Origin of the sequence: Pseudoalteromonas sp. S327 (assembly GCF_005886415.1) — a bacterium.
GTDB lineage: Bacteria > Pseudomonadota > Gammaproteobacteria > Enterobacterales > Alteromonadaceae > Pseudoalteromonas > Pseudoalteromonas atlantica.
The window spans coordinates 34088-53203 of record NZ_PNDP01000008.1 but is presented as its reverse complement, the minus strand read 5'-3'; the positions used below and the strand labels follow the sequence as shown (position 1 = coordinate 53203).

General features: G+C 40.2%; 17 protein-coding genes. 11 read left to right on the top strand and 6 right to left on the bottom strand.

Annotated elements, in window-relative coordinates:
• Positions 1-14 precede the first annotated feature (14 nt).
• From CWB60_RS03705 to CWB60_RS03695, 3 genes are all read right to left on the bottom strand, one after another.
• Positions 15-1367 carry a hypothetical protein gene (locus tag CWB60_RS03705; RefSeq protein ID WP_024032591.1) on the bottom strand — a complete coding sequence of 451 codons (1353 nt, stop codon included), beginning with the start codon at positions 1365-1367 and terminating at the stop codon, positions 15-17.
• A gap of 103 nt (positions 1368-1470) precedes the next feature.
• Positions 1471-4173 carry a TonB-dependent receptor gene (locus CWB60_RS03700; protein ID WP_138579716.1) on the bottom strand — a complete coding sequence of 901 codons (2703 nt, stop codon included), beginning with the start codon at positions 4171-4173 and terminating at the stop codon, positions 1471-1473.
• Between the two features lie 906 nt (positions 4174-5079).
• Complete coding sequence (locus CWB60_RS03695) at positions 5080-5505, bottom strand: hypothetical protein (RefSeq protein ID WP_138579715.1); 426 nt, start codon at positions 5503-5505, stop codon at positions 5080-5082.
• Between the two features lie 339 nt (positions 5506-5844).
• Here CWB60_RS03695 and ccoN point away from each other — a divergent pair, with 339 nt between their 5' ends.
• The 11 genes from ccoN to ttcA all read left to right on the top strand — a co-directional run bounded on the left by ccoN (position 5845) and on the right by ttcA (position 15892).
• Positions 5845-7278, top strand: coding sequence for a cytochrome-c oxidase, cbb3-type subunit I (ccoN, locus tag CWB60_RS03690; protein WP_004588826.1), 1434 nt, complete (start codon positions 5845-5847; stop codon positions 7276-7278).
• Between the two features lie 12 nt (positions 7279-7290).
• Positions 7291-7965 carry a cytochrome-c oxidase, cbb3-type subunit II gene (gene ccoO, locus CWB60_RS03685; protein WP_004588825.1) on the top strand — a complete coding sequence of 225 codons (675 nt, stop codon included), beginning with the start codon at positions 7291-7293 and terminating at the stop codon, positions 7963-7965.
• A 5-nt stretch (positions 7966-7970) separates the two neighbouring features.
• Positions 7971-8156, top strand: coding sequence for a CcoQ/FixQ family Cbb3-type cytochrome c oxidase assembly chaperone (locus tag CWB60_RS03680; protein ID WP_004588824.1), 186 nt, complete (start codon positions 7971-7973; stop codon positions 8154-8156).
• Positions 8153-9187, top strand: coding sequence for a cytochrome-c oxidase, cbb3-type subunit III (gene ccoP, locus CWB60_RS03675; protein WP_054982343.1), 1035 nt, complete (start codon positions 8153-8155; stop codon positions 9185-9187). Before CWB60_RS03680 ends, ccoP begins: the two co-directional genes overlap by 4 nt.
• A gap of 141 nt (positions 9188-9328) precedes the next feature.
• Positions 9329-9820 (top strand): FixH family protein, encoded by a 492-nt coding sequence (locus tag CWB60_RS03670; RefSeq protein ID WP_138579714.1) that lies wholly within the window; start codon positions 9329-9331, stop codon positions 9818-9820.
• Positions 9821-9828: 8 nt separating this feature from the next.
• A complete protein-coding gene (locus CWB60_RS03665; protein WP_138579713.1) occupies positions 9829-12204 on the top strand; it encodes a heavy metal translocating P-type ATPase in 2376 nt (791 codons plus the stop codon).
• Positions 12201-12368 carry a cbb3-type cytochrome oxidase assembly protein CcoS gene (ccoS, locus tag CWB60_RS03660; protein WP_002963071.1) on the top strand — a complete coding sequence of 56 codons (168 nt, stop codon included), beginning with the start codon at positions 12201-12203 and terminating at the stop codon, positions 12366-12368. Before CWB60_RS03665 ends, ccoS begins: the two co-directional genes overlap by 4 nt.
• The gene (locus tag CWB60_RS03655) at positions 12361-13032 is read left to right on the top strand and encodes a sulfite exporter TauE/SafE family protein (protein ID WP_138579712.1); all 672 of its coding nucleotides are present in this window, start codon (positions 12361-12363) and stop codon (positions 13030-13032) included. The genes ccoS and CWB60_RS03655 overlap by 8 nt, the downstream gene beginning before the upstream one ends.
• A 68-nt stretch (positions 13033-13100) precedes the next feature.
• The gene (locus CWB60_RS03650) at positions 13101-13838 is read left to right on the top strand and encodes an FNR family transcription factor (protein WP_024032585.1); all 738 of its coding nucleotides are present in this window, start codon (positions 13101-13103) and stop codon (positions 13836-13838) included.
• Between the two features lie 106 nt (positions 13839-13944).
• Positions 13945-14871 (top strand): universal stress protein UspE, encoded by a 927-nt coding sequence (gene uspE, locus CWB60_RS03645; RefSeq protein ID WP_024032584.1) that lies wholly within the window; start codon positions 13945-13947, stop codon positions 14869-14871.
• Positions 14872-14974: 103 nt separating this feature from the next.
• Positions 14975-15892 (top strand): tRNA 2-thiocytidine(32) synthetase TtcA, encoded by a 918-nt coding sequence (gene ttcA / locus CWB60_RS03640; protein WP_029774533.1) that lies wholly within the window; start codon positions 14975-14977, stop codon positions 15890-15892.
• Between the two features lie 59 nt (positions 15893-15951).
• Here ttcA and CWB60_RS03635 read toward each other — a convergent pair whose 3' ends face one another.
• The 3 genes from CWB60_RS03635 to CWB60_RS03625 form a co-directional block, all read right to left on the bottom strand.
• Complete coding sequence (locus CWB60_RS03635) at positions 15952-17019, bottom strand: hypothetical protein (protein WP_138579711.1); 1068 nt, start codon at positions 17017-17019, stop codon at positions 15952-15954.
• Between the two features lie 87 nt (positions 17020-17106).
• Entirely contained in the window at positions 17107-18168 is a 1062-nt protein-coding gene (locus CWB60_RS03630; protein WP_138579710.1) for a hypothetical protein, read from the bottom strand.
• Between the two features lie 465 nt (positions 18169-18633).
• The gene (locus tag CWB60_RS03625; RefSeq protein WP_096042570.1) at positions 18634-19032 is read right to left on the bottom strand and encodes a hypothetical protein; all 399 of its coding nucleotides are present in this window, start codon (positions 19030-19032) and stop codon (positions 18634-18636) included.
• Positions 19033-19116 lie beyond the last annotated feature (84 nt).

The following is a 19116-nucleotide window of genomic DNA, read 5'->3' as shown; positions in this document are numbered from 1 at the left end:
CCCTTTTTTATTTTCTATTTTTTAGAGTAAATAAGTTCAATATTAACTATTTTACTGCGATTAAGGGTTATTTTGTAACGCTGGTATAAAGTTCTTTCCTCGTCTTTTAATACCATCACCAAATTTAACTGGTAGCGCCTTTCAACCGCTTGCTTTGATATTTTATTACCATCTAGATGATACAGCTTGCCCTCACCGCGTTTTAAATACCGTGCAAAGGGCGCCAAATTAAAACGCATACTTTGCTGTAGAGTATCGTAGCCTGGTAAAAACTCTTTAGCAGAAACACGTGTTTCACTGGCAAAGTGCAGCCACTGCGCAGCTAGCTTGTTTTGCTGACGCCTTTTTGAAAATATTGTTTTTACTTCACTAGGGATTTTTTTAAAACGCATATACTCAAGCCACACAAACTGACTTGCAACGCGGTCTTTAGTGATGCTGTTTTTAAATACAAACCGCCATTTAGGACGCCCGCGCACAATAGCGCGCCAAATTACCCGCGTAATGTCTTCTTTAAATATTTCTCGCAAGCCGTAAATAACCCCTAATATTAAAATAAGGGTAGCGGTCACTTCGGTAAAGGTTGAGCGCGCGTTAAGTATAACCACCATTACAAATGCCATAATGACAGCTGTAACCGTGCCTTTTACTAAACGCTTTAGGTAACTATTTAAATAACGCGTATTGCGATGCAAAATAACGCCGTGCTCTATTAGGCGCTGCAGTAAACGCATTTTATTTGTAATGCGGTTACCATCTTGCAACGTGGTTTCTGAGTTGTAATTTTGCTCAAACCGGTATGTATTTTCGTTTTTACAAAATTGCAGTAAGTCGTTGCGCTCTTTCGCAAAGTCACTGCTGCGCGGGCCTTCATCTAATAGCTTTAAAAACGACTGCTCAACATGCCAACTTAAATAGTTATCGGCATTGGTGTAAAACGGCACCAGTTTTTCATCATCGGGGGTATATCTGCGCAGCTTTTTTAGCAGCCCTTCACTTTGCTCAAACAGCTCTTGTGCACGGGCATAAAAAGCATCCACTTCTTGAATTTTTAATGCATCTTTAATATCAGCGTCGAGCGCTAAACGCACCTGATAACAGTACAAATTAAGGTTTTGGCGGTAATCTTGTTGCTCACCTTTGTTTTTACTAACAAAGCGGCTACGCACTAAGGGTAAGTGTATATTTTTAGCGTTATAAGCTAAGTGCGATTTAAAGTGGTTATTAAAATAAGACTCTTCACTGAGGGTTTGCACGTTTATACCCATTTCATTGGGTATAGAAAAATACAGGTCGATACGCTGCTCAGAGCGAGGGGATAACTCTGGTTCTATGACAAAAGATAAATTTTCGTCTTGTTTTATCAAACAACTCTCCTTTTATTGAGTGTATAAGTGTACTGGTCTCCTTAATTTTGTTCAATAAAAAAGGCCCAGTAAACACTGAGCCTTAATACGATTAATGTGCTAATTAAAACTTAACGTTTACACCAGCAAAGAAACGACGGCCTAGTACATCGTATGTGTACGGGTCAGTGTTAGAATCGTTGTTACCTGTGTAGTAAGGAGGTTGCTTATCAAATAAGTTGTTGATACCCGCAGATAGAGACAGGCTATCATTAACTAAGAAGCTACCGCTAATATCGTGATAAACGACAGAAGGAGTCGTAGGTGCATAACAGCTGTCAGCATCATCTAAACAAGAGTAGCTATCCATACCAGCAATATAACGCGCTTGATACTGTGCATCCCAACGATCGCCTGATACATTTAGTGTTAAATTAGATTTAATATCTGCATACCCACCAGAACCTGATGTAATAAGACCCGCATAATCTACTGTCTCATCAAGTACAGTTACTACATATTCATCTAAATAAGTTGTATCTAACCCGGCTTTCCAATTTAAGCCAGCAGCTTCGAAGCTATACGCTAAGTTTAAATCGATGCCAGATGTTTCCTCTGCACCAATATTTTGTAGCTGGTTATTAAACTTAACTCGACCAGTCGCATCCATTGACACATTAGAAGATTGGCATAAAGCAGAGCTTGAATTACCAGCATTATTTAAGCATTGATCAACAATGTATTGATTATCAACAGACGCAATCGCATTCTCAATTTCGATTTTGTAATAATCCAATGTCATCGAGAAGCCATCAAGCCACTGCGGCTCATAAACAATACCTGCCGTTAGTGTATCTGCTTCTTCAGGTGTTAATTGGTCATTACCACCTACAGTTACTTCTGCCTGCTCCTGAGCGCCAGGGTAACTAATTTGCTCGAAAGAAGGTGAATTACCAGAGTAAAGTTCAGATACTGTTGGAGCACGGAAAGCTGTAGAAACAACACTACGCAACATTAATTCGTCATTTACTTTCCATGTAAGACCTAGTTTCCATGTTTCATCAGAACCAAAAGTACTGTAATCAAAAGCACGAATTGCAGCACTTAGCTCTACATTTTGAGCAAAAGGCGCATCTGCAAGTAATGGGATAGCAAATTCCACATAAGCTTCATTTACATCAAAACCACCTGATGTTGGTTCTACCATAGGATCATTAGCTAAGCCTTGAGCTGTAAGCGAGTCAGGCGTATACCACGCCTTTTCTTGGCGACGTTCAACACCTGCTGCAAACGCTGCATAACCAGCTGGCATTTCAAACATTTCACCTGAAACAGATGCTGCTAAGATAAATAACTGACTACCACCATTGTTTACTTCAGTGTAAACATTTTTACGGAAATCTTCAGATGTCCATGCATTTTGATCAAGTGGGTTAAAAGTTCCCTCTAAGATCTGATCTTGAATGGCACCCATATTATGAAGATTACTTAGCTTATCAACTGAATCGTTACGACCAAAGTTAGCTGATATGTCCCAAGAGTAATCACTAATGAAACCCTGAGCACCAACAACAGCTCTTACTGTATCAACTGACTGTTCAAAATAACGTGCACCTGTATCAGACATGCGACGTCCGTAAGAAATTTTATCACCGTATTGGTAGTTAGTTTCTTGCGTGACGTAATTTCCATTTGCATCTTTATCTAAGTAGCCATCGCCATCTAAGTCAACACGATTATCATAGCTTTGACTTAGAAGTGAATCACCCATATCTTCTGTATATTCAAAATCGAACCATACTGGCTGAGGCGCCATTTGCTGCTCTGACCAACGTTTAGTATAAGTAAACTCAGCAAATAAACTTGTGTCATCAGATAGCTCATAAGTAGCAAGACCAGTTAAGTTTAAGCGCTCCATTGGCGTGTAAAGATAGCTTGAAGGAGAATAGTTGTAAGCATCTTCATTAGTGTAACGATGATAATCGCCACCACGACCAGTAACACCAGAGTCATCAATTAATGAAACACTAATATCTTTACCGCTAGCATCAACGGTGGTACCTTTTTCACCATTACCGTTCCAAATGTGACCGCCTTCGTTATATGAAGACCCTGTACAGTAAAGTCCGTTAGAGCCTTCAGCAAGTGGGCAGTTAGAAAAGCTACGATCTGCCTGCGATGCTTTACCACGGTCAGTGTACTGCATACCGATAACAATATTACCTTTATCGAATGAAGTACCTACAGTGAAGTCAACTGAATTTTCTGTAGCATCGCCTTCGCCAGTGATTGCTGTGTTAGCATTCATGTCTAGGCCTTCGAAATCATCTTTTAAAATGATATTCACAACACCAGCAACCGCATCAGTACCATAAACAGCAGATGCCCCATCTTTAAGTACTTCAACCGATTTAATCATAGAAACAGGGATAGTATTTAAATCGACAGTAGAAGCAGCGCCTGTGCCCGAGTTGATCATACGACGGCCATTTACAAGTACTAATGTACGTTGTGAACCTAAACCACGTAAATCGATAGAAGCATTACCACCCGAACCATTGTTAATACCTGGGTTGGTCATTGCACCGCCAGTAGCAGTCATCTTTTGTAATACGCTATCGATGCTTGTTGCACCCATTGCTTTAATATCGTCTGCACCAATTAATGTAACTGGACTGGCGTTTTCCATATCCGAACGCTTAATGCGAGAACCCGTTACTTGAATTTTTTCAATAGCGTTTGCGCCATCTTCGGCCGCTACTACTTGCATACTTGAGAACATTGGGATTGCTGCGATTACAGCTAAACCAAGAGTTGATTTTTTCATGAATAAACCCTACTTGTTGGAAATTTACCTTGATTGGTAATGCTCACTTTTTATAAGAATTGTGAGTCAGGGGGGCAACTTAGGCTGAGTTAACTGAACAAAAACTTAATGGAAGATCGTTATATATACAACACCAAAAAAGAACAACCAAAAAAGGTACAAAGGTTATAACTTGTTGCAGTGTTAACTAAAAAAAACAATTAAAAATCATTGAGATAAAACTAATACAAAGCAATTAAAACACACCTGAAATCAAAGTTATGCAGATTGTAATCAAATGTAATTAATGGATAAATATACCCTTTTTAGAAAAATTAACATATTAATCACAGCGCATTAGTAAAACCGTAAAGCTGTAATAAAATTAATAACCATAAATATGCAGATTTACCGCTTAAATAGTCTTATTAAGCTATTTATTTAGTTTTTTTGGCAATATTTTTTGTTCAGCGAGACTTCAACGTTTGCTCGGAATGGGAGGAGTTATTTGATTTAGCAAATCATTAGAGGGTCTTAAATTGAGGGCGTTTAGCTTTATTAAAATAGTTATCATTAAAGTAAGCAGGATTTACTTTTTTACATGCCCAGTAATGCAAGTAATACGCTTTTACTATAAACATTACGAAGCCCCCCCATTACCGTAAGGCAATTCACTCCATAACAAGAACGAGTAAGCACACCAACATAAAACAGATGAGAATGAAAAAAAAGGTTACAGCATACAAGGCAGCAAAGAGGTTTAAATGTGTGTTAGTGCTTTAAATACAATTTTATACACCTACTATTGCAGCGCTGCATATAAAAGGCGTACCGCTTAATAGTAGTGCCTTATTATAGTAATACCTTATTAATAGCTGATTTTTGTTATGCGCCAGCTAAAAAAATGATTGGCAGGAAAAAGGTACCTTAATACGTCACATAAAAATTATAAAAGTGAGTGATTTTCTCACCAGTTTGAACATTGCTTAAATTAAGCACCAGTTGCCACAGCATATTTTTCTCAGAGCATATGCCCACCATAGTGTCACTTTTATAAATAGTTGCTTCTTTAGTGAACTTTTGCGGAATAAAACCCATATACATGGTTATACTTTCAAGCTTAGCGTTATCTATTTTTAGGTGGGCGGGTAAATCAAGGTAAATACTAAAGGGGGTTTCGGGGGTAATAATTTTATCACTTAACCATACTTTAACACCGGTGTTATAAATACAGCGCTGATTCGTGTCGCAATTTGTTTTTAACAGTGCTTTTTGATCTTTTTGATTGGCATTGTCACAGCCTGTTAATACCAAAAACAGCATTAAAAACAAAGATAATCTATATATATGCATAACAAATCCGCGCTAAATAAAAACAAATCTTAATTAGCATGCTTTGAAATAACAATAGCCAGTGTGATGTTTGGTTAATATAGGTACAATCTGTATCAAAAAATAAACAACAAACTCACAAACTTTGATTGATGTCATAATTTTATGTAATTGACCTATCTTTTTTAGGCCAAAAAATTTATCATTTCACCCGCAAAAAATAAGGGTTTCTCGAGTTTGTTTTCTGAAGCATTCAGGCTTTGAACGTTTTAGGTAATACGCTTGGGGAAAATAGTAGGCCCCACTTTAAACGGTGGGTAATTCATTTCTAAACGCATTTATTGCAGCGGAAGCCAGAAAATGAGCCAAACAGTAGCATCACAAACTGAGTATAACTATAAAGTTGTACGCCAATTCGCTATTATGACAGTGATTTGGGGCATCGTTGGCATGAGTATTGGGGTTCTGATTGCTGCCCAATTAGCTTGGCCAGCACTTAACTTTGATACACCATGGTTAACATACTCTCGACTACGTCCGTTACACACGAACGCAGTAATTTTCGCATTTGGTACCAGTGCACTTTTTGCGACGTCTTATTACGTCGTTCAACGTACTTGTCAAACGCGCCTTTTCTCAGACAAACTCGCCGCTTTCTCTTTTTGGGGTTGGCAGCTTGTTATTGTATTAGCCGTAATTACATTACCACTGGGTATTACTAGCTCTAAAGAATATGCAGAGCTTGAGTGGCCAATCGATATTTTAATCGCAGTAGTATGGATAGTTTACGCAGTGGTATTTTTTGGTACGCTGATCAAACGTAAAGTATCGCACATCTACGTTGCTAACTGGTTTTACGCTGGCTTTATTATTACTGTTGCAGTGCTACACATTGTAAACAGCATGGCAGTGCCTGTGTCATTAACTAAATCATACTCAATCTACGCAGGTGCGGTAGATGCTATGGTTCAGTGGTGGTACGGTCACAACGCTGTAGGTTTCCTACTAACGGCTGGTTTCTTAGGTATGATGTACTACTTTGTACCAAAGCAAGCAGGTCGCCCAGTTTACTCTTACCGTTTATCGGTAGTTCACTTTTGGGCACTTATTTCACTTTACATTTGGGCAGGTCCTCACCACCTTCACTACACTGCGCTTCCTGATTGGACGCAAAGTTTAGGTATGGTTATGTCTATTATCCTATTTGTACCGTCTTGGGGTGGCATGATTAACGGTATAATGACGCTTTCTGGCGCTTGGCATAAGCTACGTACCGACCCAGTACTGCGTTTCTTAGTTGTTTCATTGTCTTTCTACGGTATGTCTACGTTTGAAGGCCCAATGATGGCAATTAAATCTGTAAATGCATTATCTCACTACACAGATTGGACTATCGGCCACGTACACTCAGGTGCACTAGGTTGGGTTGCGATGATTTCAATTGGTGCTATTTACCACCTTATTCCTGCGTTATTCGCACAAGGTCGTATGTACAGCGTTAAATTGGTTAACACGCACTTTTGGTTACACACTGTAGGTGTTGTACTTTACATTGTTGCAATGTGGATCTCAGGTGTTATGCAAGGTCTAATGTGGCGCGCAGTTAACTCTGACGGTACACTAATGTACAGCTTTGTTCAGTCTTTAGAAGCATCACATCCTTTCTACATTATGCGCTTTGTAGGCGGTGTATTCATCGTTACAGGTATGTTAGTTATGGCTTATAACGTTCTGCGTACAATTTCAGCTGAGAAAGAATCACTGAAGTTAGACGCGCAAGCACAATTAGCATAACGGAGTGAGATGATGAGCAATAAAAATTCACAAAACAAACATGAAATAGTAGAAAAGAACGTTGGCCTAATGGCTATTCTGACTGTTTTTGCTATTAGTTTTGGTGCATTAGTTGAAATTACTCCGCTAATGTTCCAAGACGATACAACAAAACCTGTAGAAGGTTTGCGCCCACTTAACGCGCTTGAAATGGAAGGTCGTGACATTTATGTACGTGAAGGTTGTTATAACTGTCACTCACAAATGATTCGTCCTTTTCGTGATGAAGTTGAGCGTTACGGTCACTACTCTGTAGCGGGCGAATCAGTATGGGATCACCCTTTCCAATGGGGTTCTAAACGTACTGGTCCTGACCTTGCACGTGTAGGTAACCGTTACTCGGACGATTGGCATTATGCACACTTAGTTGACCCACGCGCCGTGGTTCCTGAGTCGAACATGCCAGGTTTTCCTTGGTTAGCAGAGACAAAGGTTGATACCAGCCTGACTCTGAAAAAACTACAAATTTTCCGTGATACTTTTGCTATTAACCCAGAAAACCCTAAACACCCGGGTTTAGGTTATGGCAGCGACGAAGAGCTACAAGCAGATGTTGATAAAGTTAACGCTATGAATAACGGCGAAGGCGCAACAGAAATGCAAGCCCTAATCGCGTATTTACAGCAACTTGGCACCCACTTGAAGTAATTATTATGGATTACGGAACATACAGAGGCATTTTGACTCTGGTAATTTTAGTATTGTTTATTGTGATTGTTGTATGGGCATACAGCAAGCGTAGCAAAAATCGTTTTGATGACGCTGCTAATGCCATTTTCGAAGATGAAAAAAAACATAACAACACACTCTCTAACGAGGAAAAGGAGTCTGAAAAATGACTAGCTTTTGGAGTATTTGGGTTATTGTATTAACCCTAGCCTGCTTAATCATCATTTTTAGCTTATTAGTTTGGAACCTTAAAAACTATGCTGGCGTAAAAGAAGGTGAAGACTGCGGACATGAATATGACGGCATTACCGAACTAAATAATCCACTACCAAAATGGTGGACGTACATGTTCTTCGCAACATTTATTTGGTCGGTATATTACTTAGCAGCTTATCCAGGTTTAGGTAACTGGGAAGGCTTAGGTAAATGGACAAGCTCTAACCAAGGTATTACCTCTTTAGCTGAATCTAAAGAAGCTACGGCTAAAGCAAAAGAAGAAGGCCGCTATGTAAAGCTTGATAAAGAATACGAAGCAGCACAAGAGCGCTTTGGTCCTATTTTTAACAAGCTTGCACAAGTACCAGTATTAGATTTAGTTAACTCTAAATTTGAAGGTGATGCAGCGCAGCAAGTAGCCCTTGAAAATGGCGAAAAGCATGAACAAACAGACGGCCAGTTAGCACTTGAAATTGGTCAGCGTTTATTCTCGCAAAACTGTGCTCAATGTCATGGTTCAGATGCACGTGGTGCAACTGGCTTCCCTAACCTAACTGATAAAGATTGGTTATACGGTGGTTCACCAGACAAAATTAAAGAAACACTTCTTTATGGTCGTGTAGCAGCAATGCCTTCTTGGAGTGCAGCACTTGGTGAGCAAGGCGTTAAAGAAATGACAGCGCACGTACTTAGCTTGTCTGGTCGTACTGTTAACCAAAAAGATGCCGCTGCAGGTGCCGCTAAGTTTGCGATGTGTGCCGCGTGTCACGGTGCAGATGGTAAAGGCTCTGTTGCACATAACTTACCGTTTGGTGCACCAAATCTTACAGATAACATTTGGTTATACGGTGGCTCTCAACGCGCTGTTGAAGAAACCCTTAACCATGGCCGCGCCGGTGTAATGCCAGCATGGAAAGACATTTTAGGTGAAGATAAAATTCACCTGTTAACTGCTTATGTTTACAGTTTATCGCAAGATAAATAAACACCGAGTTAACTATTAATTAATCTTTTTATTTCAACAGATTAATCCAGATCAAAAAAGCCTCCAGTCGGAGGCTTTTTTTTAGTCTTTTACAAATATTTGCTATAAAATAGCCCTACCTAAACTAATTTTAGAGCAACTATGCAACCTACTCCGTGGTATAAAAATTTTTGGCCTTGGTTTTTAATCTTTTTTCCGCTAGCGGCCATTATTGGGTGCATAACCTTAATTATTACTGCTGTGGGCAACGGCCCAGATATGGTGGTTGATGATTACTATAAAAAAGGCAAAGCAATAAACTTAGAACTTACTAAGTTTGAAAAAGCCAAAGCTCTGTTTTTACATGGCAAGCTTAATGTTACAAACGAGCGTGCCAGTTTTGCCTTTACCAAAGGCGATTATAGTAACGTACACGCTTTAAAGCTGTCTTTTTATCATCGCACCATCAAAGCGCATGACTTTGAAGCAACGCTTACCCCTAATGCAAATAAAGAATTTACTGCCCTTTTAGATAACTACACACCAGGTGCTTACTCTGTATTTATAGAGCCGGTGGATGATAGTTGGAAGTTAAAAGAAAACATTACTCTTCCTACAGAGCAGCCTTTGTTAGTTACCCCAAATTATAAGTAGCCACCACTATGAGCGTTTCTTGCTTTCATTGCCTTGAAAGTGTGCCAAATGGATTTCGCGCAACCGTAACAATAGATAACACGCCACAGCCTATGTGCTGTATTGGCTGCCAAGCAGTTGCGCAAAACATTGTTGACCAAGGCATGACCGACTATTACAAATACCGCACCGTACGCGCTGGTAAAGTAGAGCAGTTAGTCCCTGAGCAACTCGCGCTTATTAAAAGCTACGACAACGAAGACATACAAGATGAGTTTATAGCCACAACCGATAACTTATCCCAAGTACTTTTAAGTGTTGAAGGCATTACCTGCGCCGCGTGTGCATGGCTTATCGAAAAGCAATTACTTAGCTTAAAAACGGTAAAGCGCGTTGATGTTAATACCTCAACTAACCGTGCCATGATCCAATGGGATAAAACCCAAACCCCGCTAAGCGAAATTATTACTTCCTTAGCCAAAATTGGCTATAAAGCTTACCCGTTTCAAGCCGATGACGAAGCCCAACAAAAGCAACAAACAGCAAAAGCCTATATACGCCGCTTAGGTGTTGCAGGGCTGATGACCATGCAAGTGATGATGTTTGCCTTTGCCATGTACTTTGGCATGTTCTCGGGTATGGATAATAACTTTGAGCAATACTTTAGGTGGATAAGCCTAGTGCTTGCCTCCCCCGTTATTTTATACAGCGCATTACCCTTTTTAACTAATGCTATTAATGGCTTAAAAGCAAAACAGTTAAATATGGACTTACCTGTTTCGCTGGCTATTTTTGGTGCGTATAGCGCCAGCTGTTATGCCACATTTATGCAAGTAGGCGAAGTGTATTTTGAATCGGTATGTATGTTTACCTTTTTATTATTATTAGGTAAATACCTTGAGTTTAGGGCCCGATTAAAAGCCAGCGAGTTTACCGCCAACTTACAAAAGCTGCTACCTTTAACCGCCCGCACCCTTGATGATAACGGCCAAGAGCATATTATTGCTGCAAAAAAACTTAAGCTGAATGATGTTGTACTCATAAAAGCTGGCGAAACTATTCCCGCTGACGGAGAGCTTATCAAGGGGCAAACAAGCGTTGATGAGTCGATGATGACCGGTGAGCATCAGCCCGTTAATAAGTTTATTGGCCACAATGTATATGCCGGGTGTGTTAATCACGATGGCGTAATAGAAATAAAAATAAATAAAATTGGCCAAAACACCCTACTAAACCAAATTATACACTTGCAACACACTGCGCTTACCAAGCGCCCTAAACTGGTAGAAATTACCGATAAAGTTGCCCAGTGGTTTATTGCCTGCTTGCTAGTTTTTGCCTCTATAACGGCCGTTGGCTGGTACCAAATTGACCCAGAGCACGCGTTTTGGATCACTATTTCTGTATTGGTTGCCACTTGCCCTTGCGCGCTTAGCCTTGCTATACCTACCGCATTAACGTGCGCTGTAGCCACGCTCACCCGCAAAGGGGTGTTAATTAAACAAGCACATGTGCTCGAAACCCTCTCGCAATTAACGCTGTTTGCCTTTGATAAAACAGGCACCCTCACACAAGGTAAATTTAGCTTAGATGCCATTGATATACTCGATGACACAATCTCTAAAGAGCAAGCGCTTAATATTGCAGCCCAGTTAGAGCGTTATTCTGAGCACCCCATAGCCAGTGCATTTAATAAATACGCCACCACCGAGCTTGCCCTTACAAACATTACTGTACACCCTGGTATGGGCATTAGTGCACAAAGCGCAGATGAACATTACGCTATTGGTAAAAGCGGCTGGTTTGACAGTAAAAAAACAAATGCCCAAGCAAGCCTATTTATAAATAAACGCGTAGTTGCTCGTTTTTACTTTATAGATAAAGTAAAACCCGGTGCCAATGAGCTTATAAGTACCTTACAAGCACAAAACTTGAGCTGTCATATGCTCACAGGCGATGCATCAGATGCTGGGCAAAAAATAGCAAAACAATTAAAGCTCAACAGCAGCCAAAGCGCCCTGTCGCCTAAAGATAAACAAACCGCCGTAGAGCAATGGTCATCACAAAACGAAGTGGTTGCCATGGTAGGCGATGGCATTAACGACAGCCCAGTATTTGCCAGTGCCCATTTATCCATTGCAATGGAAACCGGTGCCGACATTTCTAAAAACAGTGCCGATGTAGTGCTGTTAAACAGTGATTTAGCCTCAATTGCGCACCTACTCAAAGTTGCTAAGCAAACCAGGCGAATCATTAAGCAAAACCTGGCGCTGTCTTTGTTGTATAATGCTTCTATTTTACCGCTTGCAGCGCTTGGGCTTGTTGCCCCGTGGATGGCCGTTATTGGTATGTCTGCCAGCTCAATTATTGTGATTAGTAATTCACTAAGGCTTTTAAAGTTATGAGCATAATTTATATTTTAATCCCGATTGCCATATTATTTGTGATTATTGCCATTGGCGTGTTTTTTTGGGCCGTTAAAAGCGAGCAATTCTCTGATTTAAACAAACAAGGTCATAGTATTTTGTTTGAAGATGATAAAGAACAACACAACAAAAGTAATGATTGACCCACTTTACACCAGCGCCTTTTTAATGGGCTTAATTGGTAGCGGACATTGCCTTGCCATGTGCGGTGGTATTGCCAGCTCATTGCAATTGGCCAGTAACAAACGCCAATCTGTTATTTATTCATTTGCTTATAACCTTGGCCGAGCCTGTAGCTACATGCTGGCTGGCGCACTCGTTGCGGGTATAAGTAGCCAATTTGCAAAGCAAAATACGTTTTTTTCTGTAACCCTTTCATTCATCGCGGCTATTTTTATGCTGCTGGTAGGCGTGTATATAATGCGCTTAGGCCCCACTTTGCAATGGCTTGAAAAAATAGGCAAAACACTTATTTGGCAGCATATAGTTAAGCTTAATAAATATTTAATGCCAGTAGATTCAACAGCTAAAGCATTGGGTTACGGCGCTTTGTGGGGGTGGCTACCCTGTGGTTTGGTTTATTCAGCGCTCACATGGGCAATGACCAGCCCTAGCGCATTTGATGGTGCCCTAGTGATGCTTTGCTTTGCGCTTGGCACCTTTCCGGCCATGATCACCTTAGGCCTGGCCGCCCAAAAACTTAATAGTGTTATTAACCACCCATGGACGCGAATTGTGTTAGGCAGTATTATAATTTGGTATGGTGTGTACCTGTTGATCATTGCCACCGACAAACTAGTACATTAATCGTCAGCGGCATTAAGCCACTTGGTTTATTTTCACTGCTGTGTATAAAAATTAAAACGGATTAAATTATGGATTTCTCTCAAAGTCGCGCTAAAAGTAATTGTGCAATTAGCTGTAACAACTGCAGCATCAGCCAATTGTGTTTGCCGTTTTCGTTAAATGGCCAAGAAATGGATAAACTTGACGAAATCATTGAACGCAAAAAGCCCCTGCACAAAGGCGACTACTTGTTTGAATCCGGTGCTGCGCTTAATGCAATTTATGCAGTACGCTCAGGCTCATTTAAATCGTACACATTGTCTGAACAAGGTGATGAGCAAATTACCGGTTTTCACTTAGCCGGCGATTTAGTCGGCTTTGATGCTATTAGTAAAATGGCTCATCAGAGCTTTTCGCAAGCACTTGAAACATCAATGGTATGCGAAATCCCGTTTGATACACTCGATGAGTTAGCAGGTAAATTACCCAAACTTCGCCAACAAATTATGCGTTTAATGAGTAGCGAAATTACCTACGATCAAGAAATGCTGCTACTTCTTAATAAAAAATCGGCAGAAGAGCGCCTAGCGAGCTTTATTTATAACCTTTCGGAGCGCTTTGGCGAGCGCGGGTTCTCGCGTAAAGAGTTTAGATTTACCATGACTCGTGGTGAAATAGGTAACTACTTAGGCCTAACCGTTGAGACCATCAGCCGCTTATTAAGTCGTTTTCAAAAAGCGGACTTAATAAAGGTAGAAGGTAAATTTATTACTATTTTAGACAGTGACGCACTGGCCAAAACGGCAGCAATAATTAAGCCTTGCTAAGCTAATAGGTGTTGTAACTTTGATTTAGAACAACAATTTGAGTGCTACCCCTTTAACTGCTGTGTATTTACGTTACACTGAAAGTAAGTTAAAAAGGGAGTAGCATATGAACACTATTAAACGTATTTTAGCCGTTATTGATCCCACTAAGGATGACCATCACGGTTTAGCTCGCTCGATTGATTTAGCCAAAAAGTCAGGCGCCAGTATTACCGCCTTTATGACTGTTTACGACTTTTCTTACGAAATGACCACTATGTTGTCGTTTGAAGAGCGCGAAGCAATGCGAAAAGCCGTTATAAACGATAGAGAATTATGGCTTAAGGATATAATTTCTACCTACCCAGATGTAAATATCACCACCCAGGTGGTCTGGCATAACCGCCCTTTTGAAGCCATTATTAATACCGTTATTGAACAAGAATATGATTTAGTTGTTAAAAGTACCCATCAGCATGGTGCGCTAAAATCGGTTATTTTTACCCCTACCGACTGGCACTTAGTACGTAAATGCCCCACACCTGTGTTATTTGTAAAAGAAATGGCTTGGCCTGAGCAAGGTAATATTTTAGCCGCGGTCAATGCGGTTAGTGAAAACGATGAGCATGTAGCCCTTAATAAACGCATTATTAAAGATGCACAATTTTTATGTGAACTTGCCAACGCTAAACTTAACTTAGTTAATGCCTACCCTGCTACCCCCATTAATATTGCCATAGAGATACCAGAATTTAACCCTGGGCTTTATAACGAATCTGTAAAAAAACACCACATAGAATCCACCAACGAGCTTGCTAAAACTTTTAGTTTAACTAATGAGCAATGCTTTATAGAAGAAGGCCTACCGGAGGATGTGATCCCCGATGTAGCAAATCGCTTAAATAGCGAACTGGTGGTGATTGGCACCGTAGGGCGCACGGGGCTCAGTGCCGCATTGGTTGGCAACACTGCCGAGCACGTAATTGATAGCCTTGATTGCGATGTCTTGGCATTAAAACCTGATGGCTACGTAAGCCCGCTTGCCAAAAGTTAAACAAAGCCTTAACTAGCGCTTTAATCCCCATAGTACTTGGGTATATAATACGCCACTTTATTTTCAGCAAATAATTTGCCGCATTGTTTTATAAGGGGGCGTAGTGTCTCACTCAGCTCAAGCCAAAGCTCAATACAACTTAAATAAGCTACAAAAGCGTTTACGCCGTCTTACAGGCCAAGCCGTCATGGACTTTAACATGATAGAAGAAGGCGACCGTATAATGGTATGCCTATCGGGTGGTAAAGACAGTTACACCATGCTTGATATGCTTAAACATTTAAAGCGTGTGGCGCCCATTAAATTTGATTTATTTGTTGTTAATCTCGATCAAAAACAACCAGGCTTTCCTGAACACGTTTTACCTGAGTACCTTGATAAACAAGATATTGAATACAAAATTGTAGAAGAAGACACCTACAGCATTGTTACCGATATCATCCCTGAGGGTAAAACCACGTGTTCGCTTTGCTCACGCCTACGTCGTGGTATTTTGTACCGTACAGCCAAAGAAATGGGCGCAACTAAAATTGCCCTTGGCCATCACCGCGATGACATGATCGAAACACTCTTTTTAAACATGTTTTACGGCGGTAAACTTAAAAGCATGCCGGCTAAATTAATGAGCGATAACGGCGAGCATATGGTTATTCGTCCGCTCGCTTATTGTAAAGAAGCCGATATAAGTAAATACGCATTTAGCCAAGGCTACCCTATTATTCCGTGTAACTTATGTGGCTCACAAGAAAACCTGCAACGTAAACACACTAAAAACATGCTAGCGCAGTGGAATAAAGACCACCCTGGGCGTATTGAGAGTATTTTTACTGCAATGCAAAATGTGGTGCCTTCGCATTTAGCCGATACAGAACTATTTGACTTTGAAAACCTAAAAACCGGCGACGTTATTGATGGCGGCGATATAGCACTCGATAAACCAGATATACCTAACGCGCCTGTCAGCGATGAAGATGAAAACCAACAGCAACAAGCTGATGTGGTTACTATTAATCTAAGCTAACGGTTTTAAAAATACAGTTAAGGGGCTACTCGCCCCTTTTTTTATACTCATTAATCCTGCTAAGCGCCTTTATCAGCTAACCCTTTTAAAAACTCTAAACTCATTCGCTCTTGCTCGTTTGCTTGATAAGGCAACTGTTGCAAACTATCGTAGGCAAAATCTGTAATTTCAAACTCAGTAATCTCACTGCTACCAAAACTATTACGCTCACCTGGGCTTGGCGACATGCGCTCTATCACAAAGTCACTTAAACGCATGTTAACCACCCCTTGTGGTAATACCGACCAATGCGCCTTTAAATCCACCGTTTGACTGCCTTGTGAAAGTTTCTTTTTAGTCACCAAATGTGCAAGTGGGGTCGTATCACTGTATAAATTAGCTCTAATTCTATATAAGCCACTTTTAAGCACTTTTAAATGGGCTGTGGCTATCATGTTTTCGTTTTGTGCATAGGCATTATCAAAATCAATAAGCGTCGCACTGGGTGGCATATACTGTATTTGCGCTACTGCAGGTACCTTTTTACCTGCAACATTTGCCTCTACAAATAGCTGTAAATTTCGCGGGTAGTCTTCACTGGCTTTAAATTTAACCGTAGCTTCACCCTGCTGAGCTGTGGTGGTTTTTGAACTGATTGAGGCTTTAGTATCGGTATCGCTTAGCGCTACATTTACCTCTGCTAGGTTTTGCGCAGCAATATTAATGGTTATTTCTTGCGGATATACAAACCGATATTTATCTAAACTAACAACGAGGGCATTACCCGCATCGTCAATGGGGCTTGTAACTGGGTAAAACTGATTAGGCTTTAAACGGTCTTCATCAAGTGCGCTTAAAGGCTGCGAATAAGGCGGGTATTTTAGTGCGCTTTGGTATTGCATTGCCACATGCTCTGCGGCACTGGCCAAGTGCTGATCATAATGTATTTTGGGAGGGCTTTTTGCCTGTTTTTGTTTTGGCACATCAATGGTTATTACCGTGTTTTTATCTGGGCTTGCTGGATCTGTCTTATTTTTTATTGCCAGCGCAGCGGGAGGCTCAAGCGTTTTAACTTCATTTTTATTTGTAAACCACAGTAAAAACATCGCAATACTGACTACAGCGGCACCAATGTAAAACTTTTTCATGTTGCATCAATCCTTTCAAAGCGTGCAGCAAATAACTACACGCTCTAGCGTTTAATACCTAACGCGTTTATAAAATTTAGGTACTTATTAAGGGATCACGCTATAAATAAGTGCCGAGGCACTTTGTGTGTTTGAATCCTTAATATAGCGGTAGTGTTTTTTCCAAAACCAAGTACCCGTTGTTTTATCAAATGTGTTAAAGCCAATATTTTGACCATCTACATTTATATTGTTCATGGCAATTGTGACATTCCCTTTGCGCTGCGCATTATGGATCTCGTTGTGGCTGTAGCTGTCGCTCATCATCATTGGATAATGGTGCGGCATAAAGCTATTAACGGCATCGCCTTGTGATTTTAACTGGCCATTAGTATCAATACTGCTACTACAACTACCAAACGATTTAGCCGCGCTTGCTCCACACGATGAATGCGATGCCACCACCGAATCATCATTACCTTTTAAAAACCCGCCCGTTAAACCTAGGTACTCATTACCATCGGCTACAAAACGTAAACGCGGCGTACGCGCATCTGGAAACGGCGAAATTTTGCGTGCGTTATTTACTTTTAAATCGTGTAATACGCCCACCGCTTCTGTTACATCGCTGCCTAACCACCATTTGAGTGCTGCATCCACTGCAAAGTTCCATGCTGCGCCAGTTAAAGCACTTACGGCAATATCGGCAAGCTCGCTGCCGCCCCCTGCTCCCGCTAAATCAAAGGTCGCCACAATATTAAGTGGTGTCAGGCCGGCATTTTCAAGCCAATTAGCTTGGTTATCAATAATATGGCGAGCAACTAAATCGCCTGTTGAATGCGTCACTAACACACAGCCATCAGCACATAAGTTAGAACGCGATATTTGCTTTAATTTAGGCCATACCCAATCGGTCGCAATTTTACCTTCAATGCGCTCATAGGCAGGCCAATCAATACGTTCATCAGCACGGTTATTCCAATAGGTTTGCCAATAGGTTTCACCGTCGTTAATTACATCGCTGCCCGACTTATTGGTTATTTGCGATACCTGCAAGCCGTGGATCAGTATAATTTTGTGCTCTTTACTCAGTGCAGAAAAGCTCATTAAAAACGCAGCGCTGGCAAAAAGTAGATATTTAAGTGTGTGTGTTCGTTTAGAGTTGTTCATATAAATCCTTAATGTGTTCAGTGTTTTATTTTTATGCCTATGTACTTAAGGTATTCATTTACACATGTGCAGGCGCACATGCATTGACCAGTATTAGGAACAACGCTCAAAAATGCAACAATTTATTATCATTTAAATTCTGTTAAATCTATATTGACTGTATATTCAATTACTTAAATTTAAATAATTGCAATATTTAGGACTGTAACGATTCTATAATAATAGAATTACCATCTATTTTTAACACTTTGGTGAATGAATTAATGTATACTTAAATATTTTTTCTTTTTTAAAATGACTAATATTTACTAGTAATCTAAGTCACGAATAAATCTACTCTTTTAAGAGAAGCTTATATTAATAAAAGCTATCTAAATTGTATTTTGAAGGAAATATCGAAGTGGAAATGCTAAGTTGAGAGATCAAGCAGAACACTTGATCTAAGATGATAATTCTTAAGCTGAACTAAAAATATAGGCTTTCTATTGTTTCACCACCGATTTTAATATCACACTTATCGCCAGACTTTGAGTTTGATGACTGAATTGCACCAGCCACTGCACCAAAAACCCCTCCTTTGCTACTCAAAACTGAGCCAAAGTAACAATAACTAGAAATATGTACATCTTGATAGTCACTTGCTAAGTTTAGTGTAGGAGTATATGGGGGAAAGCGCCCTTTCAATAAAGGATCTCCATTTACAGTAAGTTGTAATTCGTTGCGATTCTCATCATACTGACCACCAAACACATAAGTTTGTCCTTGATATGCAATAGTTTTTTCTTGTGCTTGAATCGGCGGTGTTGACCCACAACCAGCTAGAGCAAGTACGGGTAAAACACTGATAATAATTTTTTTTAGCATAACTGAATAAATTTCCATATAAATTAAATGAGCGAAAAATATACCCTAATGAATATTAACTTTCAATAGAGTCTTTTCTTATTA

What these genes read in the sequence shown, in the direction of transcription:
- CWB60_RS03700 (WP_138579716.1), bottom strand. Translation starts at nt 4,173, where the DNA reads ATGAAAAAATCAACTCTTGGTTTAGCTGTAATCGCAGCAATCCCAATG.
- CWB60_RS03695 (WP_138579715.1), bottom strand. Translation starts at nt 5,505, where the DNA reads ATGCATATATATAGATTATCTTTGTTTTTAATGCTGTTTTTGGTATTA.
- ccoN (WP_004588826.1), top strand. Translation starts at nt 5,845, where the DNA reads ATGAGCCAAACAGTAGCATCACAAACTGAGTATAACTATAAAGTTGTA.
- ccoO (WP_004588825.1), top strand. Translation starts at nt 7,291, where the DNA reads ATGAGCAATAAAAATTCACAAAACAAACATGAAATAGTAGAAAAGAAC.
- CWB60_RS03680 (WP_004588824.1), top strand. Translation starts at nt 7,971, where the DNA reads ATGGATTACGGAACATACAGAGGCATTTTGACTCTGGTAATTTTAGTA.
- ccoP (WP_054982343.1), top strand. Translation starts at nt 8,153, where the DNA reads ATGACTAGCTTTTGGAGTATTTGGGTTATTGTATTAACCCTAGCCTGC.
- CWB60_RS03670 (WP_138579714.1), top strand. Translation starts at nt 9,329, where the DNA reads ATGCAACCTACTCCGTGGTATAAAAATTTTTGGCCTTGGTTTTTAATC.
- CWB60_RS03665 (WP_138579713.1), top strand. Translation starts at nt 9,829, where the DNA reads ATGAGCGTTTCTTGCTTTCATTGCCTTGAAAGTGTGCCAAATGGATTT.
- ccoS (WP_002963071.1), top strand. Translation starts at nt 12,201, where the DNA reads ATGAGCATAATTTATATTTTAATCCCGATTGCCATATTATTTGTGATT.
- CWB60_RS03655 (WP_138579712.1), top strand. Translation starts at nt 12,361, where the DNA reads ATGATTGACCCACTTTACACCAGCGCCTTTTTAATGGGCTTAATTGGT.
- CWB60_RS03650 (WP_024032585.1), top strand. Translation starts at nt 13,101, where the DNA reads ATGGATTTCTCTCAAAGTCGCGCTAAAAGTAATTGTGCAATTAGCTGT.
- uspE (WP_024032584.1), top strand. Translation starts at nt 13,945, where the DNA reads ATGAACACTATTAAACGTATTTTAGCCGTTATTGATCCCACTAAGGAT.
- CWB60_RS03635 (WP_138579711.1), bottom strand. Translation starts at nt 17,019, where the DNA reads ATGAAAAAGTTTTACATTGGTGCCGCTGTAGTCAGTATTGCGATGTTT.
- CWB60_RS03630 (WP_138579710.1), bottom strand. Translation starts at nt 18,168, where the DNA reads ATGAACAACTCTAAACGAACACACACACTTAAATATCTACTTTTTGCC.
- CWB60_RS03625 (WP_096042570.1), bottom strand. Translation starts at nt 19,032, where the DNA reads ATGCTAAAAAAAATTATTATCAGTGTTTTACCCGTACTTGCTCTAGCT.